Raw genomic sequence first — 15,981 nt, 5'->3', positions numbered from 1 at the left:
TGTCCGTTGATGCCCCGAGGGGGAACTCGTGACCAGCCCCGCCGAGCCCGCGTCCGCCGACGCGACGCAGGCCCGCCAGCTGACCAAGCCGCTACGGGAGCTCGCCGCGCTCGCGCTGCTTGGCGCCAACGCCGTGTTCCTCTTCGTGGGCCTGCTCCGGCTCATCGCCCCGAACGACTACAGCTCCTTCACCGACCGCGCGGGCAGCGCCTTCTACGCGTTCGTCGGGGTGGAGGCGGTGGGTCTCCCGCTGCTGGCGGTGCTGCTGGCCACGCACATCTCGCCGGTGTTGGCGAAGGCGAAGCTGATCACGCAGGCGGCCGTCGTCGAGTATGCGGTCAGCGCCCTGTTCGGCACGCTGACCATGCTGATCTGGACGGTGGGCCGGCTGGCCGAGGCCGAGGTGCTCGACGCGCTGCTCGGTGTGCTCACCCGGTTCGCCTGGATGGTGATCTTCGCGATCGCCGCCTGGGTGGTCTACACCATCTGGCGCGCCCACTACTACGTGCCGCGGCCCAAGCCGCAGCCGGGCGTCTACGGCCAACCCCAGCCGGGCTGGCCGCAGCAGCAGGGTAGTTGGCCGACCCCGGGTCAGCCCGGCGGCCAGCCGCAGGGCGGTTGGCCCGCTCCCGGCCAGCCCGGCGGATACCCGCAGGCTGGTCAGCCCGGTGGTTACCCGCAGGCCGGTCAGCCCGGCGGATACCCGCAGGCCGGCCAGCCTGGTGGTCACCCGCAGGCCGGCCAGTACGGCCAGCAGTCGCCGCCGTTCCAGGCCCCGCAGTCGGCCCCGCCGTTCCCGCAGTCCGCGCCGCCGCACCCGCAGTCGGCCCCGCCGTTCCAGGCATCGCAGTCCGCGCCGCCGGCGAACCCCGCCCCCCAGTCGGCGCCTCCGCCCACAGTGCCGCCGTTCGGGCAGCCGCCGTCGGCCGACCCCACCCAGGCGATCCCGCGCCAGTCCGCCGACCCGACCGAGGTCATCTCCCACCCGGCCGACCCGGACACCGACCGCACCCAACACATCAAGCCCAACGACCACCCCGACCAGCCCCGCTGAGGCAGCCAACCCCGTCGCCCCACCGACCTTCGTCGATCATGAAGTTATTGCCCGATCACGTGGCGTGTCGTGGCAATAACTTCATGATCAATCGGGTGGGGGCCGGGGGTGCCGTTTCCCACGGTGGGGCTGGGCACGGCGGGGCAGGCTCGCGCTGCGCATAGGGTGAGTGGATGGTTGATCGCACCCACTCCGGCCCGAGCGATGCGAGCGTGCGGCGGGCCCTGGGCCGGGCCGCGAACGGGCGGGCGCTGGATGTCGACGAGGCGACCGCGCTGCTGTCCGCTCGCGGCGACGCGCTCGACGAACTGCTCCGGCTCGCCGGGGGAATCCGCGACGCCGGGCTGCGGGATGCCGGGCGGCCGGGTGTGGTCACGTACTCCAAGAAGGTCTTCATTCCGTTGACCCGGCTCTGCCGGGACCGCTGCCACTACTGCACCTTCGCGACAGTGCCGCACCGGCTGCCGGCGCCGTTCCTTGACCGCGACGAGGTCCTCGCGATCGCCCGGGCCGGTGCCGCGCAGGGCTGCAAGGAGGCGCTGTTCACCCTGGGTGACCGGCCGGAGGAACGCTGGCCGGCGGCCCGGAGCTGGTTGGACGAGCGTGGCTACGACTCGACACTGGACTACCTGCGCGCCTGCGCCGTGGCGGTGCTGGAGGAGACCGGTCTGCTGCCGCACCTCAACCCCGGGGTGCTGTCCTGGTCGGAGCTGCAACGGCTCAAGCCGGTCGCGCCGAGCATGGGCATGATGCTGGAGACGACAGCGACCCGGCTCTGGTCCGAGCCGGGTGGCCCGCACTTCGGCTCGCCGGACAAGGAGCCGGCGGTCCGTTTGCGGGTGCTCGAGGACGCGGGGCGGGTGGGGGTGCCGTTCACCACCGGCATCCTGATCGGCATCGGGGAAACCTCGGCGGAGCGGGTGGACGCGCTCTTCGCGATCCGCCGCGCCCACCGGGAGTACGGGCACCTCCAGGAGGTGATCGTGCAGAACTTCCGCGCCAAGCCGGACACGGCGATGCGCGGCATGCCGGACGCGGAGCTGCACGATCTGGCCACCACTGTGGCGGTGGCCCGGCTGCTGCTCGGCCCGAAGGCCCGGATCCAGGCCCCGCCGAACCTCATCGCCGGTGAGTACGACCTGCTGCTGCGCGCCGGCATCGACGACTGGGGTGGCGTCTCCCCGCTCACCCCCGACCACGTCAATCCGGAGCGCCCCTGGCCGCAGATCGACGAGCTGGCCCGGCACACCGAGCTAGCCGGGTTCACGTTGCGGGAGCGGTTGACGATCTACCCCGAGTACGTGCGCGCGGGTGACCCGTGGCTCGACCCACGGTTGCTGCCGCACGTCGGCGCCCTGGCCGATCCGTCGACGGGCATGGCTGTCGAGTCGGCGATGCCGCAGGGACGACCGTGGCAGGAGCCGGAGGAGGTGTTCGGCGGACGGGTCGACCTGCACGCCACCATCGACACCACCGGCCGCACCGACGACCGGCGCGGCGACTTCGACAGCGTCTACGGCGACTGGGCCGAGGTCGCTGGCAAGGTCACCCCGGAGGCGACCGCCCGCCGGGCTGGCGTACCCGTGGCACCGGCCGGAATTGGTGCGGACCGTGACCTGGCGGCCGGTCTGCGGCTCGCCGCGGACGACCCGGCGGCCCTGCTCGACCCCGCGCACACCGATGCCGCGCTGGCGTTGTTCGGCGCGGACGGGCCGGCGCTCGACGAGGTGTGCCGCCTCGCCGACGACGTGCGCCGCGCGGTGGTCGGCGACGACGTCACCTACGTGGTCAACCGCAACATCAACTTCAGCAATGTCTGCTACGTGGGCTGCCGGTTCTGTGCGTTCGCGCAGCGTGAGCGGGACGCCGACGCGTACCGGCTCTCCGTCGAGCAGGTCGCGGACCGGGCCGAGCAGGCGTGGGCCGCCGGCGCCAGCGAGGTGTGCCTCCAGGGCGGCATCGACCCGAAGATGCCGGTCACCGGGTACGCCGACATCGTGCGCGCGATCAAGGCCCGGGTGCCCGAGATGCACGTGCACGCGTTCTCGCCCATGGAGATCGTCACCGCCGCCGCGAAGGCCGGGGTGCCGATCCGTGAGTGGCTGCTCCAGTTGCGCGAGGCCGGGCTGGACACCATTCCGGGCACCGCCGCCGAGATCCTCGACGACGACGTGCGCTGGGTGCTGACCAAGGGCAAACTCCCGGCCGCCGCCTGGGTCGAGGTGGTCAGCACCGCGCACGAGCTCGGCATCCGGTCCAGCTCCACGATGATGTACGGCCACGTCGACCACCCCGGGCAGTGGCTGGCGCACTTCCGGGTGCTGGCCGGGGTGCAGGACCGCACCGGCGGGTTCACCGAGTTCGTGGCGCTGCCGTTCGTGCACACGAATGCTCCGATCTATCTGGCGGGTATCGCCCGACCCGGCCCGACCTGGCGGGAGAACCGGGTGGTGCACGCCATGTCCCGGCTGCTGCTGCACGGCCGGATCGACAACATCCAGTGCTCCTGGGTGAAGCTCGGTGACGAGGGCACTGTCGCGATGCTCCAGGGCGGCTGCAACGACCTCGGCGGCACGCTGATGGAGGAGACCATCTCCCGGATGGCCGGCTCCGACAACGGTTCGGCGCGTACCGAGGAGCAGTTGCGGGCCATCGCGAAGACCGCCGGTCGTCCGGCGCGCAAGCGGTCGACTGCGTACGGTCACGCCCGCCCCTGACATCGAACCTTTCCCCGCCCCCGGCCGTACCACGCGATGCCGGTGGCGGTCGCGGCGAGGACCGCCGCCGGTGTCCCCTCAGGGGCCCGGCGGCGTCGCGAGACGGCACCGGACCCGTCCGTCTCCGCGGGCGCGCTCGCGCCACCGCCGGAAAGGTTGCCCATGACCAGTGATCAGCGGAAGCGGCAGTGGCCGCGACTGACCCGCCGGCAGACGTTGACCGCCGCGGCCAGCGCCACCCTCGGCGCCGCCGCGCTCACAGTGCCGGGCCTGTCGGCCGCGCAGAACGCCCCCGGCGCGGCCGGGCGAGCCGACGAACCGATCGTCGTGCACCTGCGTGACGCCGACTCGGGAACGATGGACGTCTTCGTCGGTGAGACGCGCATCGAGGTACGCGACCGCGGCCTGGCGGACCGGCTGCGGCGCGCCGCCCGGCGCTGACCCGACCCTCCGCCCCGCCATCCTGTCCCCGCCCAGTGAGGTTGGTCCGTCATGTCTTCCCACCGCGAGGCCCCGGAGATAGCCAAGGATCCGGTCGCCGACAGCTCCGACCTGTACGCGTTCGTCAGCCCCGACAAACGCGACACGGTCACGTTGATCGCCAACTACGTGCCGTTGCAGCTCCCCTCCGGGGGCCCGAACTTCTTCGAGTTCGGCGACGACGTGCGGTACGAGATCCATATCGACAACGACGGTGACGGTCGTCCGGATGTCACCTACCGGTTCGAATTCACCACCGAGATCACCAACCCGAACAGTTTTCTCTACAACACCGGTCCGATCGATTCGCTGGACAGCAAGAACTGGAACCGGCGGCAGTTCTACAGCCTGACCAGGGTCGCCGACGGCCGCGAGCACCGGCTGGCGCACAAGCTGCAGTGCCCGCCGTGCAACGTCGGCCCGCTGTCCACCCCGAAGTACGCCGACCTGGTGCGGCAGGCCACCTACTCGCTCTCCACGGGGGAGCGGGTCTTCGCCGGGCAACGCGCGGACGGGTTCTTCGTGGATCTCGGGGCGATCTTCGACCTCGGCACGCTGCGGCCGTTCCAGCAGCTGCACGTCGCCGGGAAGAAGATCTTCAAGGCCGAGGGGGAGCCGGTCAACGCCACCGACCGGATGAACGTGCACAGCATCGCGGTGCAGGTGCCGCTGGAGCGGGTGCGTCGGCGCGCCAACCGGTACGGCGCCGCGGATCGGGCGTCGGTGATCGGGGTGTGGACGTCCGCGTCGCGTCGGCAGGTGCGGGTGCTCGGCGACAGGGGCGGGGCGGACACCAGCACCGGCCCGTTCACCCAGGTCTCGCGGCTGGGCAATCCACTGTTCAACGAGGTCATCGTGCCGATGTCCAAGAAGGACCTGTGGAACTCGCTGCCCCCGTCGGAGGACAAGCGGTTCGCCCAGTTCGTCGAGCAACCGGAGCTGGCCGCGTTGCTGCCGGCGCTCTACCCTGACGTCTTCCCCAATCTGGACAAGCTCACCAGGGCGAAGAAGGCCCGAGCCGACCTGGTGGCGATCCTGCTCACCGGCGTGCCGGCCGGGCTGATCGACGGCTTCACCAACACCACAGGCGAGGTGCAGGCCGACATGCTGCGACTGAACACGGCGATCCCGCCCACCAGGCGGCCGGACCGGTTCGGGGTGCTCGGCGGCGACCTGGCCGGGTTCCCGAACGGTCGGCGGGTCGGCGACGACGTGGTCAGCATCGCGTTGCGGGCCATCGCCGGGGTCACCGTCCCGCTGGTGGACAAGACGTTCAAACCGGATGCGGCGGCCGCCGCTGTCACCCCGGGGCTGAGCGCCGCCGACGTGACAGCGCCGTTCCTCGGAAACTTCCCCTACCTGGGTACGCCGTACGACGGGTTCAACAACCCGCCGGCGGCGTCCTGATCGGGCGGGGCGGGCGGATGCACGAGCACGCGTACGGGCCGTCGGAGACCGGGACCGTCGTCCTCGATCTGGGCGGTGACACCGGTGCCCTGATCGTCTACACGGGTCCGGATCTGCACGGCCGGGAGATCGAGATCAGTCGCGACGAGGACCGGCGGGTCCACTCGGCGGTGCGTGAGCGTCGGGTGCGGGACGGCTCGTTCCACAGTGCGGTCTATCCCGATCTGCCGAGCGGAATGTATACCGTCTGGTGGGACGATCGTACGCCAGCCGGCACGATTTCTGTCCATGGTGGAGAGATAGCCGAGTTTGCCTGGCCCAGCAGCAGTTTTGGGGCCGCCGGCTGACCCCGGAACCTCGTTTTCACCACCGCGCCCCGTCCACAATGTGGACGGGGCGCGAGTGCTGTCCACAGCTCGACGGGCAGTCTGCGCCGCGCCGCGTTAACCTGTCCCCCACCAAGATCAGCTTAGGGGTGGAGGTCTCTGGTGCCGTCCGGTTGGCGACTCCTCGGAGAAGCGCCACGGCAGAAAAGTCGGGCAACTCGCCGGAGAGGGCGTTACTCGGCCGGGGTCTGAATCGATAGGGCAGGTTGCGAGGCTGGACGGCCCAAGTGGCCGACCGGGGGTGTCGGGAGGGCGACTCCATTATCAAGTTTGGCTTGACGGCGCACGCATTACACGCGTGTAATTTGAATGGGGTTGTTCGCACGGAACGCAACAAAACGGGACCGGACGGACAAGCACGCCTTTCGCGTGGGGGGTTGCAGCGGCGATGACGCCGGTGCGCGACAAGGAGGCATTTGATGGACGGCCAGCTTGAGGTGGCCGACCTGCTCGGAAACGCGCCGGAGTGGCAGGAGCGGGCGTTGTGCTCGCAGACCGACCCCGAGGCGTTCTTTCCCGAGAAGGGCGGCTCGACCCGCGAGGCGAAGCGGATCTGCTCGCGTTGCGAGGTCAAGACCGAGTGCCTCGAATACGCACTGGGTCACGACGAGCGGTTCGGCATCTGGGGTGGGCTCTCCGAGCGGGAGCGGCGCAAGTTGAAGCGGCGGGCCGCCTGAGCGGTGTGAGGCCGAGGCAGTTGGCCGCCTGAGCGGGCTAGCTCTGCGCGGGGGGCCGCCTGAGCGGTGTGAGGTCGAGGCGGTGGGGGCCGCCCGACTCTCCGCTCGAGGGTCGGCTCAGCCTCGAGGGTCGGCTCAGCCTCGAGGGTCGGCTCAGCCTCGAGGGGTCGGCTCAGCCTCGAGGGTCGGCTCAGGCGAGCTCGTCCGGGTCTACCCCGAGAAGGTTCGCCACCTGTTCGATGATCACGTCATGGACGAGATCGGCGAGGTCCTCACGGTCCATCGCCCGGAACTCCAGGGGCCGCCGGTACAGCACGATCCGCGGCGGCACTTCCTGCCGGCCCGGGCGGCCGGGCAGCAGTCGGGCCAACGGGACCTCGCCGTCCTCCAGCACGTCCGAGTCGTAGACGTTCAGATCCGGCGGGACGTCCTCGACCGCGAACTCGACCCCGGCCAGTTCCTTGGCGAACCGACGCTCCAGCGTCTCGACGGTGTCCAGGACCAGGTCGTCGAAGACCTCGGCCTTGGTTCGCGCCAGCGGCACGGTGGCCGGAACCAGCCGCCCGCGCAGGCCGCGCCCGTGCCGGTCACGATGCGCACGCCGGCCGGAACCGGGGCGGCGGTGTTCCGGGCTCGTCATGAGGCAAAGGGTAGCGCCCGCGCCGGGCTGGTCAGCGGCAGCGCCGCTCCCGTGGCGCGGCGCGCCCAGAACGGTCGACTGTGATCACCATGACGGGCGTGTCGCAACGCGAAGCGATGCGCCGGACCCGGTAATGGAGATACCCTGCCGCACGTGAGGTCACCACGGCGCTGCTCCCGTAACGGCTGCCCCCGGCAAGCGGTCGCCACATTGACCTATGTCTACAACGAGTCGACAGCGGTGGTGGGGCCGCTGGCGGCGTTCGCCGAGCCGCACACGTACGACCTCTGCGAGCCGCACGCCCGCAGCCTGACCGCGCCGCGAGGCTGGGACGTCGTCCGACACGAGGGCGAGTTCGAGCCGCCGCCGCCCACCACCGACGACCTGGTCGCGCTGGCCGAAGCGGTCCGCGAAGCCGCCCGACCGGCCCCCCGCCCCCCGGAGCCGGACCAGAACCGTCCCGAGCACCCCCACCAGACCGGCCGCCGAGGCCACCTGCGGGTAATCCCCCCCAACCACTAACCCCGCACCCCTTCCGGCCCCCGGCGCTCCCGCCCCCGGCGCTCCCGCCCCCGGCGCTCCCGCCCCCGGCGCTCCCGCCCCCGGGGTTGATCAAGAGGTTTCGGTCATCAGCCGGAGCGTTTTTGACGCAAACCTCTTGATCAACAGCGGTGGGTGGGTGGTGGGTGGGTGGTGGGTGGTGGGTGGGTGGGTGGGTGGGTTAGAGCTTGGTCCAGGCTTGGGTTAGGACTGTGCGGAGGATCTGCTCGATCTCGTCGAAGTGCTGCTGCTCGGCGATCAGGGGTGGGGCCAGCTGGATGACCGGGTCGCCCCGGTCGTCGGCCCGGCAGTAGAGGCCCGCCTGGAACAGGGCGGTCGAGAGGAAGCCGCGCAACAGGCGCTCCGACTCGGCCTCGGTGAAGGTCTCCCGGGTGGTCTTGTCCTTGACCAGTTCGATCCCGTAGAAGTAGCCGTCGCCGCGGACGTCGCCGACGATCGGCAGGTCGTACAGCTTCTCCAGGGTGGCCCGGAAGTCGTCCTCGTTGGCGCGTACGTGCCCGACCAGGTCCTCCCGGGCAAACACCTCCAGGTTGGCCAGGGCCACCGCGCAGGAGACCGGGTGCCCGCCGAAGGTCACCCCGTGGGCGAACATGCCGGTCTCGGTGAGGAACGGTTCCATCAGCCGGTCGCTGGCGATCATCGCGCCAAGCGGGGCGTAGCCGGAGGTGATGCCCTTGGCAGTGGTGATGATGTCCGGCTGGTAGCCGTAGCGCACCGCGCCGAAGTACTCGCCCAACCGACCCCACGAGCAGATCACCTCGTCCGAGACGAGCAGCACGTCGTACGCGTCGCAGATCTCCCGTACCCGCTCGAAGTAGCCGGGCGGTGGTGGGAAGCACCCGCCGGAGTTCTGCACCGGCTCAAGGAAGACCGCGGCGACGGTGTCCGGCCCTTCCCGCTCGATGGCCCGACCGATCTCGTCGGCGGCCCAACGGCCGAACGCCTCGGGGTCGTCGCCGTGCTCGGGCGCCCGGTAGAAATTCGTGTTCGGCACCTTGATCGCGCCCGGCACCAGTGGCTCGAAGTCGCTCTTGATGCCGGGCAGGCCGGTGATCGACAGGGCACCCATGGAGGTGCCGTGGTAGGCGATGTACCGACTGATCACCTTGTACTTGTTGGGTTTCCCGGTGCGCTTGAAATACGCGCGGGCCAGCTTCCACGCCGCCTCGACGGCCTCGGAGCCGCCGGTGGTGAAGAAGATCCGGTTGAGGTCGCCGGGGGTGAGCGCGGCGATCCTCTCGGCAAGCTCGATGGCCTTCGGGTGCGCGTACGACCAGAGCGGGAAGTAGGCCAGCTCGCCGGCCTGCTTGGCGGCGGCCTCGGCCAGCTCGGTGCGACCGTGGCCGGCGTTGACCACGAAGAGCCCGGCGAGCCCGTCCAGGTAGCGGCGACCCTGCGCGTCCCACACGTACGCTCCCTCGCCGCGCACGATGGTCGGCACCTCACCGGCGGAGTAGCTCGCCATCCGGGTGAAGTGCATCCAGAGGTGGTCGGTGGCGTTGGCCATGTCAGCCCCATCGGTCGTCGGGCCGGTCAAAGGGGTGAGGCCGGCCGCTCTGCCAACGGTTATCGCACAGTCTTAACCACGGAAGCAAGTGTTATCGGCGGTATCACGGTCAGTTGGCGACGGATTTAGCGTAGGGGCGTCACAGATGCAACGGAATCCGCATCACTTGTGGGCCGGTTGGTCGGCGGTCGGCAGGAGTCGTCGGCGGGAGGCGGAGGTGTGCTGGTGGCTGCCTTTGGAGCTGAATCGTTTGTGGCATCACGGCCGTCCTGTGGGGGCCGCGCCACGTGCCCTCCCGGATTCGCGCCCGTCGGCCAGGCAGGCCGGCCCGTCACCGGGTGCTGCCGTCCGCGACTCGTTTGCGACATCAGCTCCAAAGGGCCCGGCCGGTGGTAGCGCCTCCCTCGGCCGCCGGATCGATCCACTCTGTTTCGCCGAGATCGCGGTGTCCGGACGTGGTTGATACCGCGACATTGCTGAAGTCGAGTGGATCAAGCGCGGGAGCGGGCGCGCGGGGCCGAAAGCCGCGGACCGTGGGCCTTGGGACGCTGGTGGGGCACTTCGGGGACGGTCGGGGGCGTTCTGGCTGCGCGCCAACACGTCCCACCGCAACACGCCGTAGGTCGCAGACACGGACACGCAGCGTGGCTATCGTCCGCCGCAACGTGCATCGAGCGGCGTCGCAGCGCGCCTGCTGGGCGAACGACCCGGAGTCGTCCGTCACGGCACGGAGGAGCGGCGGGAGGGTGCGGTGGCGAACGAGGCGTTGCGGGTGGCGATGGCCGAGGCGGGGGAGACCGTCGAGTCGTTGGCCGAGAAGGTCCGCGTCGACCCGAAGACGGCGGGGCGGTGGCTCGCTTCGGGGCGCATCCCGCATCCACGTACCCGGGTGGCGGTGGCCGAGGTCCTGCGCCGGGACGCGGCCGATCTCTGGCCGGAGCCGTTCCGCCGCCGTGACCTGCCGTGGTTCCGGCCGTGGGCCGACCTGGAACAGGACGCCACCTCGCTCCGGTGGTATGAGCCGCTGCTCGTGCCGGGTCTGCTGCAGACCGAGGGGTACGCCCGCGCGATCCTGGGCACCGGCGGGCTGGTCGCACCGTCCGAGGTGGACCAGATCGTGGCGGGCCGCCTCGAACGGCAGGCGGTCCTGTGCCGCGATGCTCCACCGCAGCTCGTGGCGGTGATCGACGAGGTGGTGCTGCGCCGGCCGGTCGGTGACCGCGCCGTGATGGCCGCTCAGTTGGCCCACCTCGCGAGAGTGGCCGAGTGGGAGCACGTGCAGGTCCGGATCATCCCGGCCGAGAGCCCGTGGCACACCGGGCTGGCCGGCCCGTTCATTCTGGGGCGGCTGCCCGACGGGGCGGAATTGGCGTATCTCGACAATCAGCTCCGCGGTCAGGTCGTGACCGATCCCCTCGACGTCGCTAGCCTGGGACGCAGGTGGGAGAGCGTCACCGGTGAGGCGTTCCCCCAACGACGGTCGATCGAGCTGATCGGGGAAGTGGCCACGACATGGACATGACCGACGCCCGCTGGCGCACCGCGACCCGCAGCAGCAACAACGGTGGTGCCTGCGTCGAGGTGGCCGACAACCTGCCCGGCCGGGTGCTGGTGCGTGACAGCAAGGATCGCGACGGCGCCGCCCTGACCTTCGCGCCGACCGCCTGGGCGTCGTTCATCGGCGCGGTCAGCGCGGCGAGCGGCGGGCAGCGTCAGGCCGTACCCCAGGTGTAGGTCTGCTTGCGCAGCTTGAGATAGACGAACGCCTCGGTGGAGAGCACCCCGGGCACCGCGCGCAGTCGTTGCAGGATCTCCAGCAGGTGGTCGTCGTTGCGGCAGACCACCTCGGTGAGCAGGTCGAACGACCCGGCGGTGATCACGACGTAGTCGACCTCGTCCAACTCGGCCAGCCGGTCCGCGACAGCTTCCAGGTCGCCGTCGGTTCGGAGGCCGATCATCGCCTGCCGGTTGAAGCCGAGCTGGAGCGGATCGGTCACCGCCACGATCTGCATCACGCCGGAGTCGAGCAGTCGCTGCACCCGCTGGCGGACCGCCGCCTCGGACAGCCCCACCGCCTTGCCGATCGTCGCGTACGGGCGACGGCCGTCCTCCTGGAGCTGCTCGATGATCTGCTTTGCCACGTCATCCAGCAGAGCGTGATTGGCGCCGTCACGGACAGCGACGCGTCGACCGCCGTTGCTGTTCTCGTGCTGCCGGTTTGTCATTGCCCGCTCCCCATGTCCCGAATCGTGATGTCGCGCGTGTATCCCCGCGTAGTCTGGCGTATTTCGTCGTGCATCGCTATTCCCGCAACGGAATCCCTTGTAAGGGAGGTCACCTCATGTCAGGATCAGTCGTCCATGGCACTTGACCCTCCCGACATTCCCGCCGGCGTGCCTCCCCGTCCCGCCCGCCGACGATGACCCCCTAGGAGTCGTCATGCGTACTCCCCTCCGGCCCCTCTCCCGGCGTGGACTGCTCACCGGCACTCTCGGCTCGGCCGCCCTGCTCACCATGGGTGGCAGCCTCGCGGGCTGCGGCACCAAGGGCGCGCAACAGACCGAAGCTGGCTGCGTCAGCGAGGACCTCTCCGGCACCGAGAAGAAACTCGCCTTCGCCAACTGGCCGCAGTACATGGACGTGGACGACGCTGACGAGTCCAAGCGGCCGAGCCTCGACGAGTTCATCACGAAGACCGGCATTCAGGTGACCTACACCGAGGACATCAACGACAACAACGAATTCTTCGGCAAGGTGCAGAACCAGCTCGCCGCGTGCCAGAGCACCGACCGGGACATCATCGTGCTTACCGACTGGATGGCGGCCCGGATGATCCGGCTCGGCTGGATCCAGAAGCTGGACCCGGCGAAGATCCCGAACGTGCAGGCCAACCTGCTTCCGTCGCTGCTCAACCGCCCCTTCGACGCCGAGAACCGGATCTCCATCCCGTGGCAGTCCGGCCTCGCCGGCCTCGCCTACAACGGCAACGTCACGAAGGAACTGCGGACTGTCGACGAACTGCTCACCCGCCCCGATCTCAAGGGCAAGGTGACAGCGCTCAGCGAGATGCGCGACACCATGGGTCTGCTGCTCGGGTCCAACGGGCACGACCCGGCGAACTTCACCGCCGCCCAGTTCGACGACGCCCTGAACAAGCTCAAGAAGGCAGTCGACTCCGGGCAGATCCGCAAGTTCACCGGCAACGACTACGCGCCCGACCTGGCCAAGGGCGACATCGCCGCGTGTATCGGCTGGTCCGGCGACGTCATCCAACTGTCCGGTGAGGACGAGAAGGTGCGGTTCGTCGCACCGGACTCCGGCGTGATGCTCTACAGCGACAACATGATGGTCCCCAACAAGGCCACCCACAAAGGCAACGCCGAAGCCCTGATCAACTACTACTACGAGCCGGCTGTCGCGGCGAAGCTCGCCGCGTACGTCAACTACATCTGCCCGGTAAAGGGCGCTCAGGCCGAGATGGAGAAGATCGACCCCGAGCTGGCCGCCAACCCGCTGATCTTCCCGGATGAGGCGCTGCTGTCGAAGTCCAAGGTTTTCATGGCGCTGGACGAGAAGCAGGAGAAGGAGTACGAGGGCAAGTTCCAACAGGTCATCGGGGCGTGATGAGGATGGCGCGCGAGACACCCGCCGGCGACCTGCGCCTGGCCAACCTCACCAAACGGTTCGGCGTCTTCACCGCTGTCGACGACCTGAGCCTGACCATCGAGCGGGGCTCGTTCTTCGCGTTGCTCGGCGCGTCCGGCTGCGGCAAGACCACCACGTTGCGGATGATCGCCGGCCTGGAGGAGCCGACCAGCGGCCAGGTGCTGCTCGCTGACCGGGACATCGCCCGGCTGCGGCCATACAAGCGACCGGTCAACACCGTCTTCCAGAGCTACGCGCTCTTTCCGCACCTCACCATCTTCGAGAACGTCGCCTTCGGGCTGCGCCGACGCGGCATCCGCTCGGTCGACGACGAGGTCACCCGGATGCTGTCGCTGGTGCAACTCGACGGGTACGGCAACCGCCGCCCCGCCCAGCTCTCCGGCGGCCAGCAGCAGCGGGTCGCGTTGGCCCGCGCCCTGATCAACCGGCCGCAGGTGCTGTTGCTCGACGAGCCGCTGGGCGCACTAGACCTCAAGCTGCGCCGACAGATGCAAATCGAGCTGAAGCGCATCCAGACCGAGGTCGGCATCACCTTCGTGCATGTCACCCACGACCAGGAGGAGGCCATGACAATGGCCGACACCGTCGCGGTGATGAACGCCGGCCGGATCGAGCAACTCGGTCCTCCCGCCGACCTCTACGAGTTTCCCGCCACCGCCTTCGTGGCGAACTTCCTCGGCCAGTCGAACCTGCTCGCCGGCGAGGCCACCGGCGCCGGTGGCGGCGAGGTCGCGGTGACGGCGCACGGCACGCGCTTCTCGGTGCCCGCCGGCCGCTCACGGGCCGACCACGGTCCAGTCCACCTGGGGGTACGCCCCGAGAAGCTGATTCTGGTCGGCTCCGCCGACCAGGTGCCCGCTGGGCATCAGCACGTCACCGGAGTGGTCACCGACGCCTCCTACGTGGGAGTCAGCACGCAGTACCTGCTGCGCACCGGCTGGGGCACCGAGTTGTCGGTCTTCGCCGCCAACAGCGGGACGTCGACGCCGGTGGCGGTCGGCAGCGAGGCCGTGGCGTACTGGGATCCGCGGCACGCGTTCCTGCTGCCCCGCGACGCCGCCGACACCGACCGGACATCGCCGGTGCTGGACGAGCCGGTGGGTGCGTCGTCGTGACCCTGCTGGCCCCCACCAGGGCGGGGCAGCCGCCACCCGTGCCACCGGCAGCCCGGTCCGGGCGGCGCCGGCTCCTGCCGTACCTCCTGTTGTTGCCCGGTGCGGCCTGGCTGCTCATCTTCTTCGGTGTGCCGTTGGTGCAGTTGGCGGCGGCCAGCCTGTACGACCCCGGCGGCTCGCTCTCCACCGGGTACGCGATGACCTGGGCGGTCAGCAACTACCCCGACGTGCTGCAGGCGTACTGGCCGCAGTTCCTGCGCTCGTTCGGCTACGCCGGGATGGCCCTGGTGCTGGCGTTGCTGCTGGGCTACCCACTGGCGTACGCCATCGCGCAGAAGGCCGGCCGCTGGAAGAACCTGCTGCTGGTGTGCGTCGTCGCGCCGATGTTCACCAGCTTCCTGGTCCGCACACTGGCCTGGAAGACGATCCTGTCGGACAACGGCGCGCTCGTCGGTCTGCTGCGCGGCGTGCACCTGCTCGCCCCGGACGGTCGGCTGTTGGCCACCCCGTTCGCTGTGGTGCTCGGCCTGACGTACAACTTCCTGCCGTTCCTGGTGCTGCCGCTGTACGCGAGCCTGGAGCGGCTGGACCCCCGGTTGCTGGAGGCGGCCACCGACCTGTACGCGAGCCCGGTACAGGCGTTCCGTCGGGTGACGCTGCCGTTGTCAATGCCCGGTCTGGTCGCCGGCACGCTGCTGTTCTTCATCCCGGCCAGCGGCGACTACATCAACGCCGAACTGCTCGGCACCCCGAACGAATACATGATCGGCAACGTCATCGACTCGGCGTTCCTGGTCCGCCTGGACTACCCGCAGGGCGCCGCGTTGTCGTTCCTGCTGATGGCGGCGATCCTCGCTGTGGTCTTCGGCTACCTCCGTCGAGCCGGCACGGAGGAGGTCCTCTAATGCGACTTTCCCGTTGGTTGGCGGACCGCTGGGTGATGATCGTGGCGTTGCTGGTGCTCGGCTACCTGGCGCTGCCGATCCTGGTGGTGGCCGCGTTGTCGTTCAACCGGCCATCGAGCCGGCTGTCCTACGACTTCAACGAGTTCACACTGGACAACTGGCGGCAGCCCTGCGCCACCTCGGACATGTGCGACGCGGTGGTCCGCAGCGTGCGGATCGGCTTTATCGCCACGGTGGTCGCCACTGTGCTCGGCACCCTGATGGCGTTCGCGCTGGTCCGGCACCGCTTCCGTGGCCGATCCGGGATCAACGTGCTGATCTTCCTGCCGATGGCCACCCCGGAGCTGGTGATGGGCACGTCGTTGCTGGCCCTGTTCGTTTCGGCGGGCGTACCGCAGGGTTTCTGGACCATCGTGATAGCGCACGTGATGTTCTGCGTGTCGTTCGTGGTGGTGACAGTGAAGGCGCGGCTCGCCGGGATGGACCGGCGACTGGAGGAGGCCGCCATGGACCTCTACGCAAACGAGTGGCAGACCTTCCGACGGATCACCCTGCCGCTGGTACTGCCCGGCATCGTGGCCGCCGCGTTGCTGGCCTTCTCGCTGAGCTTCGACGACTTCATCATCACGAACTTCAACGCCGGCACCACAGTCACGTTCCCGATGTACGTCTGGGGCGCTGCCCAGCGTGGCATCCCACCGCAGGTCAACGTGATCGGCACCGCGATGTTCGCTGTCGCGCTGCTGCTCGTGGGGCTCAGCTCGCTGCGCGGTCGACGGGCCCGCCGCGCCAACCTGCTGGCCGGGCCGTCAGGTCACCTGCGTCGGTCGTCATGACCCTCCGGCATGCGGGTCTTCCGACCAGTG

Annotated in this window: 16 protein-coding genes; 13 read left to right on the top strand and 3 right to left on the bottom strand. The window is 69.6% G+C overall.

The features are described from left to right. Positions 1-28: 28 nt before the first annotated feature. The 6 genes from AB0C20_RS05400 (at position 29) to AB0C20_RS05375 (ending at position 6,721) form a co-directional block, all read left to right on the top strand. Positions 29-1,054 (top strand): hypothetical protein, encoded by a 1,026-nt coding sequence (locus AB0C20_RS05400; protein WP_357190530.1) that lies wholly within the window; start codon positions 29-31, stop codon positions 1,052-1,054. Positions 1,055-1,227: 173 nt separating this feature from the next. Continuing rightward, positions 1,228-3,771: a bifunctional FO biosynthesis protein CofGH gene (locus AB0C20_RS05395; RefSeq protein ID WP_357567436.1), complete on the top strand. Its 2,544-nt coding sequence runs from the start codon at positions 1,228-1,230 to the stop codon at positions 3,769-3,771. Between the two features lie 162 nt (positions 3,772-3,933). Next, positions 3,934-4,212 (top strand): hypothetical protein, encoded by a 279-nt coding sequence (locus tag AB0C20_RS05390; protein WP_196921188.1) that lies wholly within the window; start codon positions 3,934-3,936, stop codon positions 4,210-4,212. Positions 4,213-4,263: 51 nt separating this feature from the next. Then, positions 4,264-5,658, top strand: coding sequence for a DUF4331 domain-containing protein (locus AB0C20_RS05385; RefSeq protein ID WP_357190534.1), 1,395 nt, complete (start codon positions 4,264-4,266; stop codon positions 5,656-5,658). 17 nt (positions 5,659-5,675) lie between these two features. Further along, entirely contained in the window at positions 5,676-6,005 is a 330-nt protein-coding gene (locus tag AB0C20_RS05380; RefSeq protein ID WP_357190536.1) for a phospholipase, read from the top strand. A 458-nt stretch (positions 6,006-6,463) separates the two neighbouring features. Next, positions 6,464-6,721 carry a WhiB family transcriptional regulator gene (locus tag AB0C20_RS05375; protein WP_007455784.1) on the top strand — a complete coding sequence of 86 codons (258 nt, stop codon included), beginning with the start codon at positions 6,464-6,466 and terminating at the stop codon, positions 6,719-6,721. Between the two features lie 190 nt (positions 6,722-6,911). Here AB0C20_RS05375 and AB0C20_RS05370 read toward each other — a convergent pair whose 3' ends face one another. After that, the gene (locus AB0C20_RS05370; RefSeq protein ID WP_074316962.1) at positions 6,912-7,361 is read right to left on the bottom strand and encodes a metallopeptidase family protein; all 450 of its coding nucleotides are present in this window, start codon (positions 7,359-7,361) and stop codon (positions 6,912-6,914) included. 153 nt (positions 7,362-7,514) lie between these two features. Between AB0C20_RS05370 and AB0C20_RS05365 the strand changes: the two genes are divergently transcribed. Further along, entirely contained in the window at positions 7,515-7,883 is a 369-nt protein-coding gene (locus tag AB0C20_RS05365) for a DUF3499 domain-containing protein (RefSeq protein WP_238691079.1), read from the top strand. A 199-nt stretch (positions 7,884-8,082) separates the two neighbouring features. On the opposite strand, the gene AB0C20_RS05360 is transcribed toward AB0C20_RS05365, so the two are convergent. Beyond that, complete coding sequence (locus AB0C20_RS05360) at positions 8,083-9,429, bottom strand: aspartate aminotransferase family protein (RefSeq protein WP_357567435.1); 1,347 nt, start codon at positions 9,427-9,429, stop codon at positions 8,083-8,085. A 778-nt stretch (positions 9,430-10,207) separates the two neighbouring features. Between AB0C20_RS05360 and AB0C20_RS05355 the strand changes: the two genes are divergently transcribed. Then, complete coding sequence (locus AB0C20_RS05355) at positions 10,208-10,951, top strand: DUF5753 domain-containing protein (protein WP_357567450.1); 744 nt, start codon at positions 10,208-10,210, stop codon at positions 10,949-10,951. Beyond that, entirely contained in the window at positions 10,942-11,163 is a 222-nt protein-coding gene (locus AB0C20_RS05350) for a DUF397 domain-containing protein (protein ID WP_238683563.1), read from the top strand. The genes AB0C20_RS05355 and AB0C20_RS05350 overlap by 10 nt, the downstream gene beginning before the upstream one ends. Here AB0C20_RS05350 and AB0C20_RS05345 read toward each other — a convergent pair. Further along, on the bottom strand, positions 11,142-11,654 hold the full coding sequence (locus AB0C20_RS05345) for an Lrp/AsnC family transcriptional regulator (protein WP_091394101.1): 513 nt from the start codon (positions 11,652-11,654) through the stop codon (positions 11,142-11,144). The genes AB0C20_RS05350 and AB0C20_RS05345 overlap by 22 nt on opposite strands. A 214-nt stretch (positions 11,655-11,868) precedes the next feature. Between AB0C20_RS05345 and AB0C20_RS05340 the strand changes: the two genes are divergently transcribed. Genes AB0C20_RS05340 through AB0C20_RS05325 form a run of 4 tightly spaced genes read left to right on the top strand, consistent with a single transcriptional unit; the run spans position 11,869 to position 15,951 of the window. Further along, positions 11,869-13,053 carry a spermidine/putrescine ABC transporter substrate-binding protein gene (locus AB0C20_RS05340; protein WP_238683562.1) on the top strand — a complete coding sequence of 395 codons (1,185 nt, stop codon included), beginning with the start codon at positions 11,869-11,871 and terminating at the stop codon, positions 13,051-13,053. After that, a complete protein-coding gene (locus tag AB0C20_RS05335) occupies positions 13,053-14,210 on the top strand; it encodes an ABC transporter ATP-binding protein (protein ID WP_357567434.1) in 1,158 nt (385 codons plus the stop codon). The genes AB0C20_RS05340 and AB0C20_RS05335 overlap by 1 nt, the downstream gene beginning before the upstream one ends. Then, complete coding sequence (locus AB0C20_RS05330; protein ID WP_357183964.1) at positions 14,207-15,115, top strand: ABC transporter permease; 909 nt, start codon at positions 14,207-14,209, stop codon at positions 15,113-15,115. The genes AB0C20_RS05335 and AB0C20_RS05330 overlap by 4 nt, the downstream gene beginning before the upstream one ends. Further along, positions 15,115-15,951 (top strand): ABC transporter permease, encoded by an 837-nt coding sequence (locus tag AB0C20_RS05325; protein WP_357183967.1) that lies wholly within the window; start codon positions 15,115-15,117, stop codon positions 15,949-15,951. Before AB0C20_RS05330 ends, AB0C20_RS05325 begins: the two co-directional genes overlap by 1 nt. Positions 15,952-15,981: the final 30 nt, after the last annotated feature.

Source organism: Micromonospora sp. NPDC048843 (genome assembly GCF_040649965.1).
GTDB classification, from domain to species: domain Bacteria; phylum Actinomycetota; class Actinomycetes; order Mycobacteriales; family Micromonosporaceae; genus Micromonospora; species Micromonospora hortensis.
This window is presented reverse-complemented; position numbering and strand designations above follow the sequence as displayed.

Bases quoted from the DNA above. Each gene is read 5' to 3' on its own strand.
- AB0C20_RS05395 (WP_357567436.1), top strand. From the start codon at position 1,228: ATGGTTGATCGCACCCACTCCGGCCCGAGCGATGCGAGCGTGCGGCGG.
- AB0C20_RS05390 (WP_196921188.1), top strand. From the start codon at position 3,934: ATGACCAGTGATCAGCGGAAGCGGCAGTGGCCGCGACTGACCCGCCGG.
- AB0C20_RS05385 (WP_357190534.1), top strand. From the start codon at position 4,264: ATGTCTTCCCACCGCGAGGCCCCGGAGATAGCCAAGGATCCGGTCGCC.
- AB0C20_RS05380 (WP_357190536.1), top strand. From the start codon at position 5,676: ATGCACGAGCACGCGTACGGGCCGTCGGAGACCGGGACCGTCGTCCTC.
- AB0C20_RS05375 (WP_007455784.1), top strand. From the start codon at position 6,464: ATGGACGGCCAGCTTGAGGTGGCCGACCTGCTCGGAAACGCGCCGGAG.
- AB0C20_RS05370 (WP_074316962.1), bottom strand. From the start codon at position 7,361: ATGACGAGCCCGGAACACCGCCGCCCCGGTTCCGGCCGGCGTGCGCAT.
- AB0C20_RS05360 (WP_357567435.1), bottom strand. From the start codon at position 9,429: ATGGCCAACGCCACCGACCACCTCTGGATGCACTTCACCCGGATGGCG.
- AB0C20_RS05355 (WP_357567450.1), top strand. From the start codon at position 10,208: ATGGCCGAGGCGGGGGAGACCGTCGAGTCGTTGGCCGAGAAGGTCCGC.
- AB0C20_RS05350 (WP_238683563.1), top strand. From the start codon at position 10,942: ATGGACATGACCGACGCCCGCTGGCGCACCGCGACCCGCAGCAGCAAC.
- AB0C20_RS05345 (WP_091394101.1), bottom strand. From the start codon at position 11,654: ATGACAAACCGGCAGCACGAGAACAGCAACGGCGGTCGACGCGTCGCT.
- AB0C20_RS05340 (WP_238683562.1), top strand. From the start codon at position 11,869: ATGCGTACTCCCCTCCGGCCCCTCTCCCGGCGTGGACTGCTCACCGGC.
- AB0C20_RS05335 (WP_357567434.1), top strand. From the start codon at position 13,053: ATGAGGATGGCGCGCGAGACACCCGCCGGCGACCTGCGCCTGGCCAAC.
- AB0C20_RS05325 (WP_357183967.1), top strand. From the start codon at position 15,115: ATGCGACTTTCCCGTTGGTTGGCGGACCGCTGGGTGATGATCGTGGCG.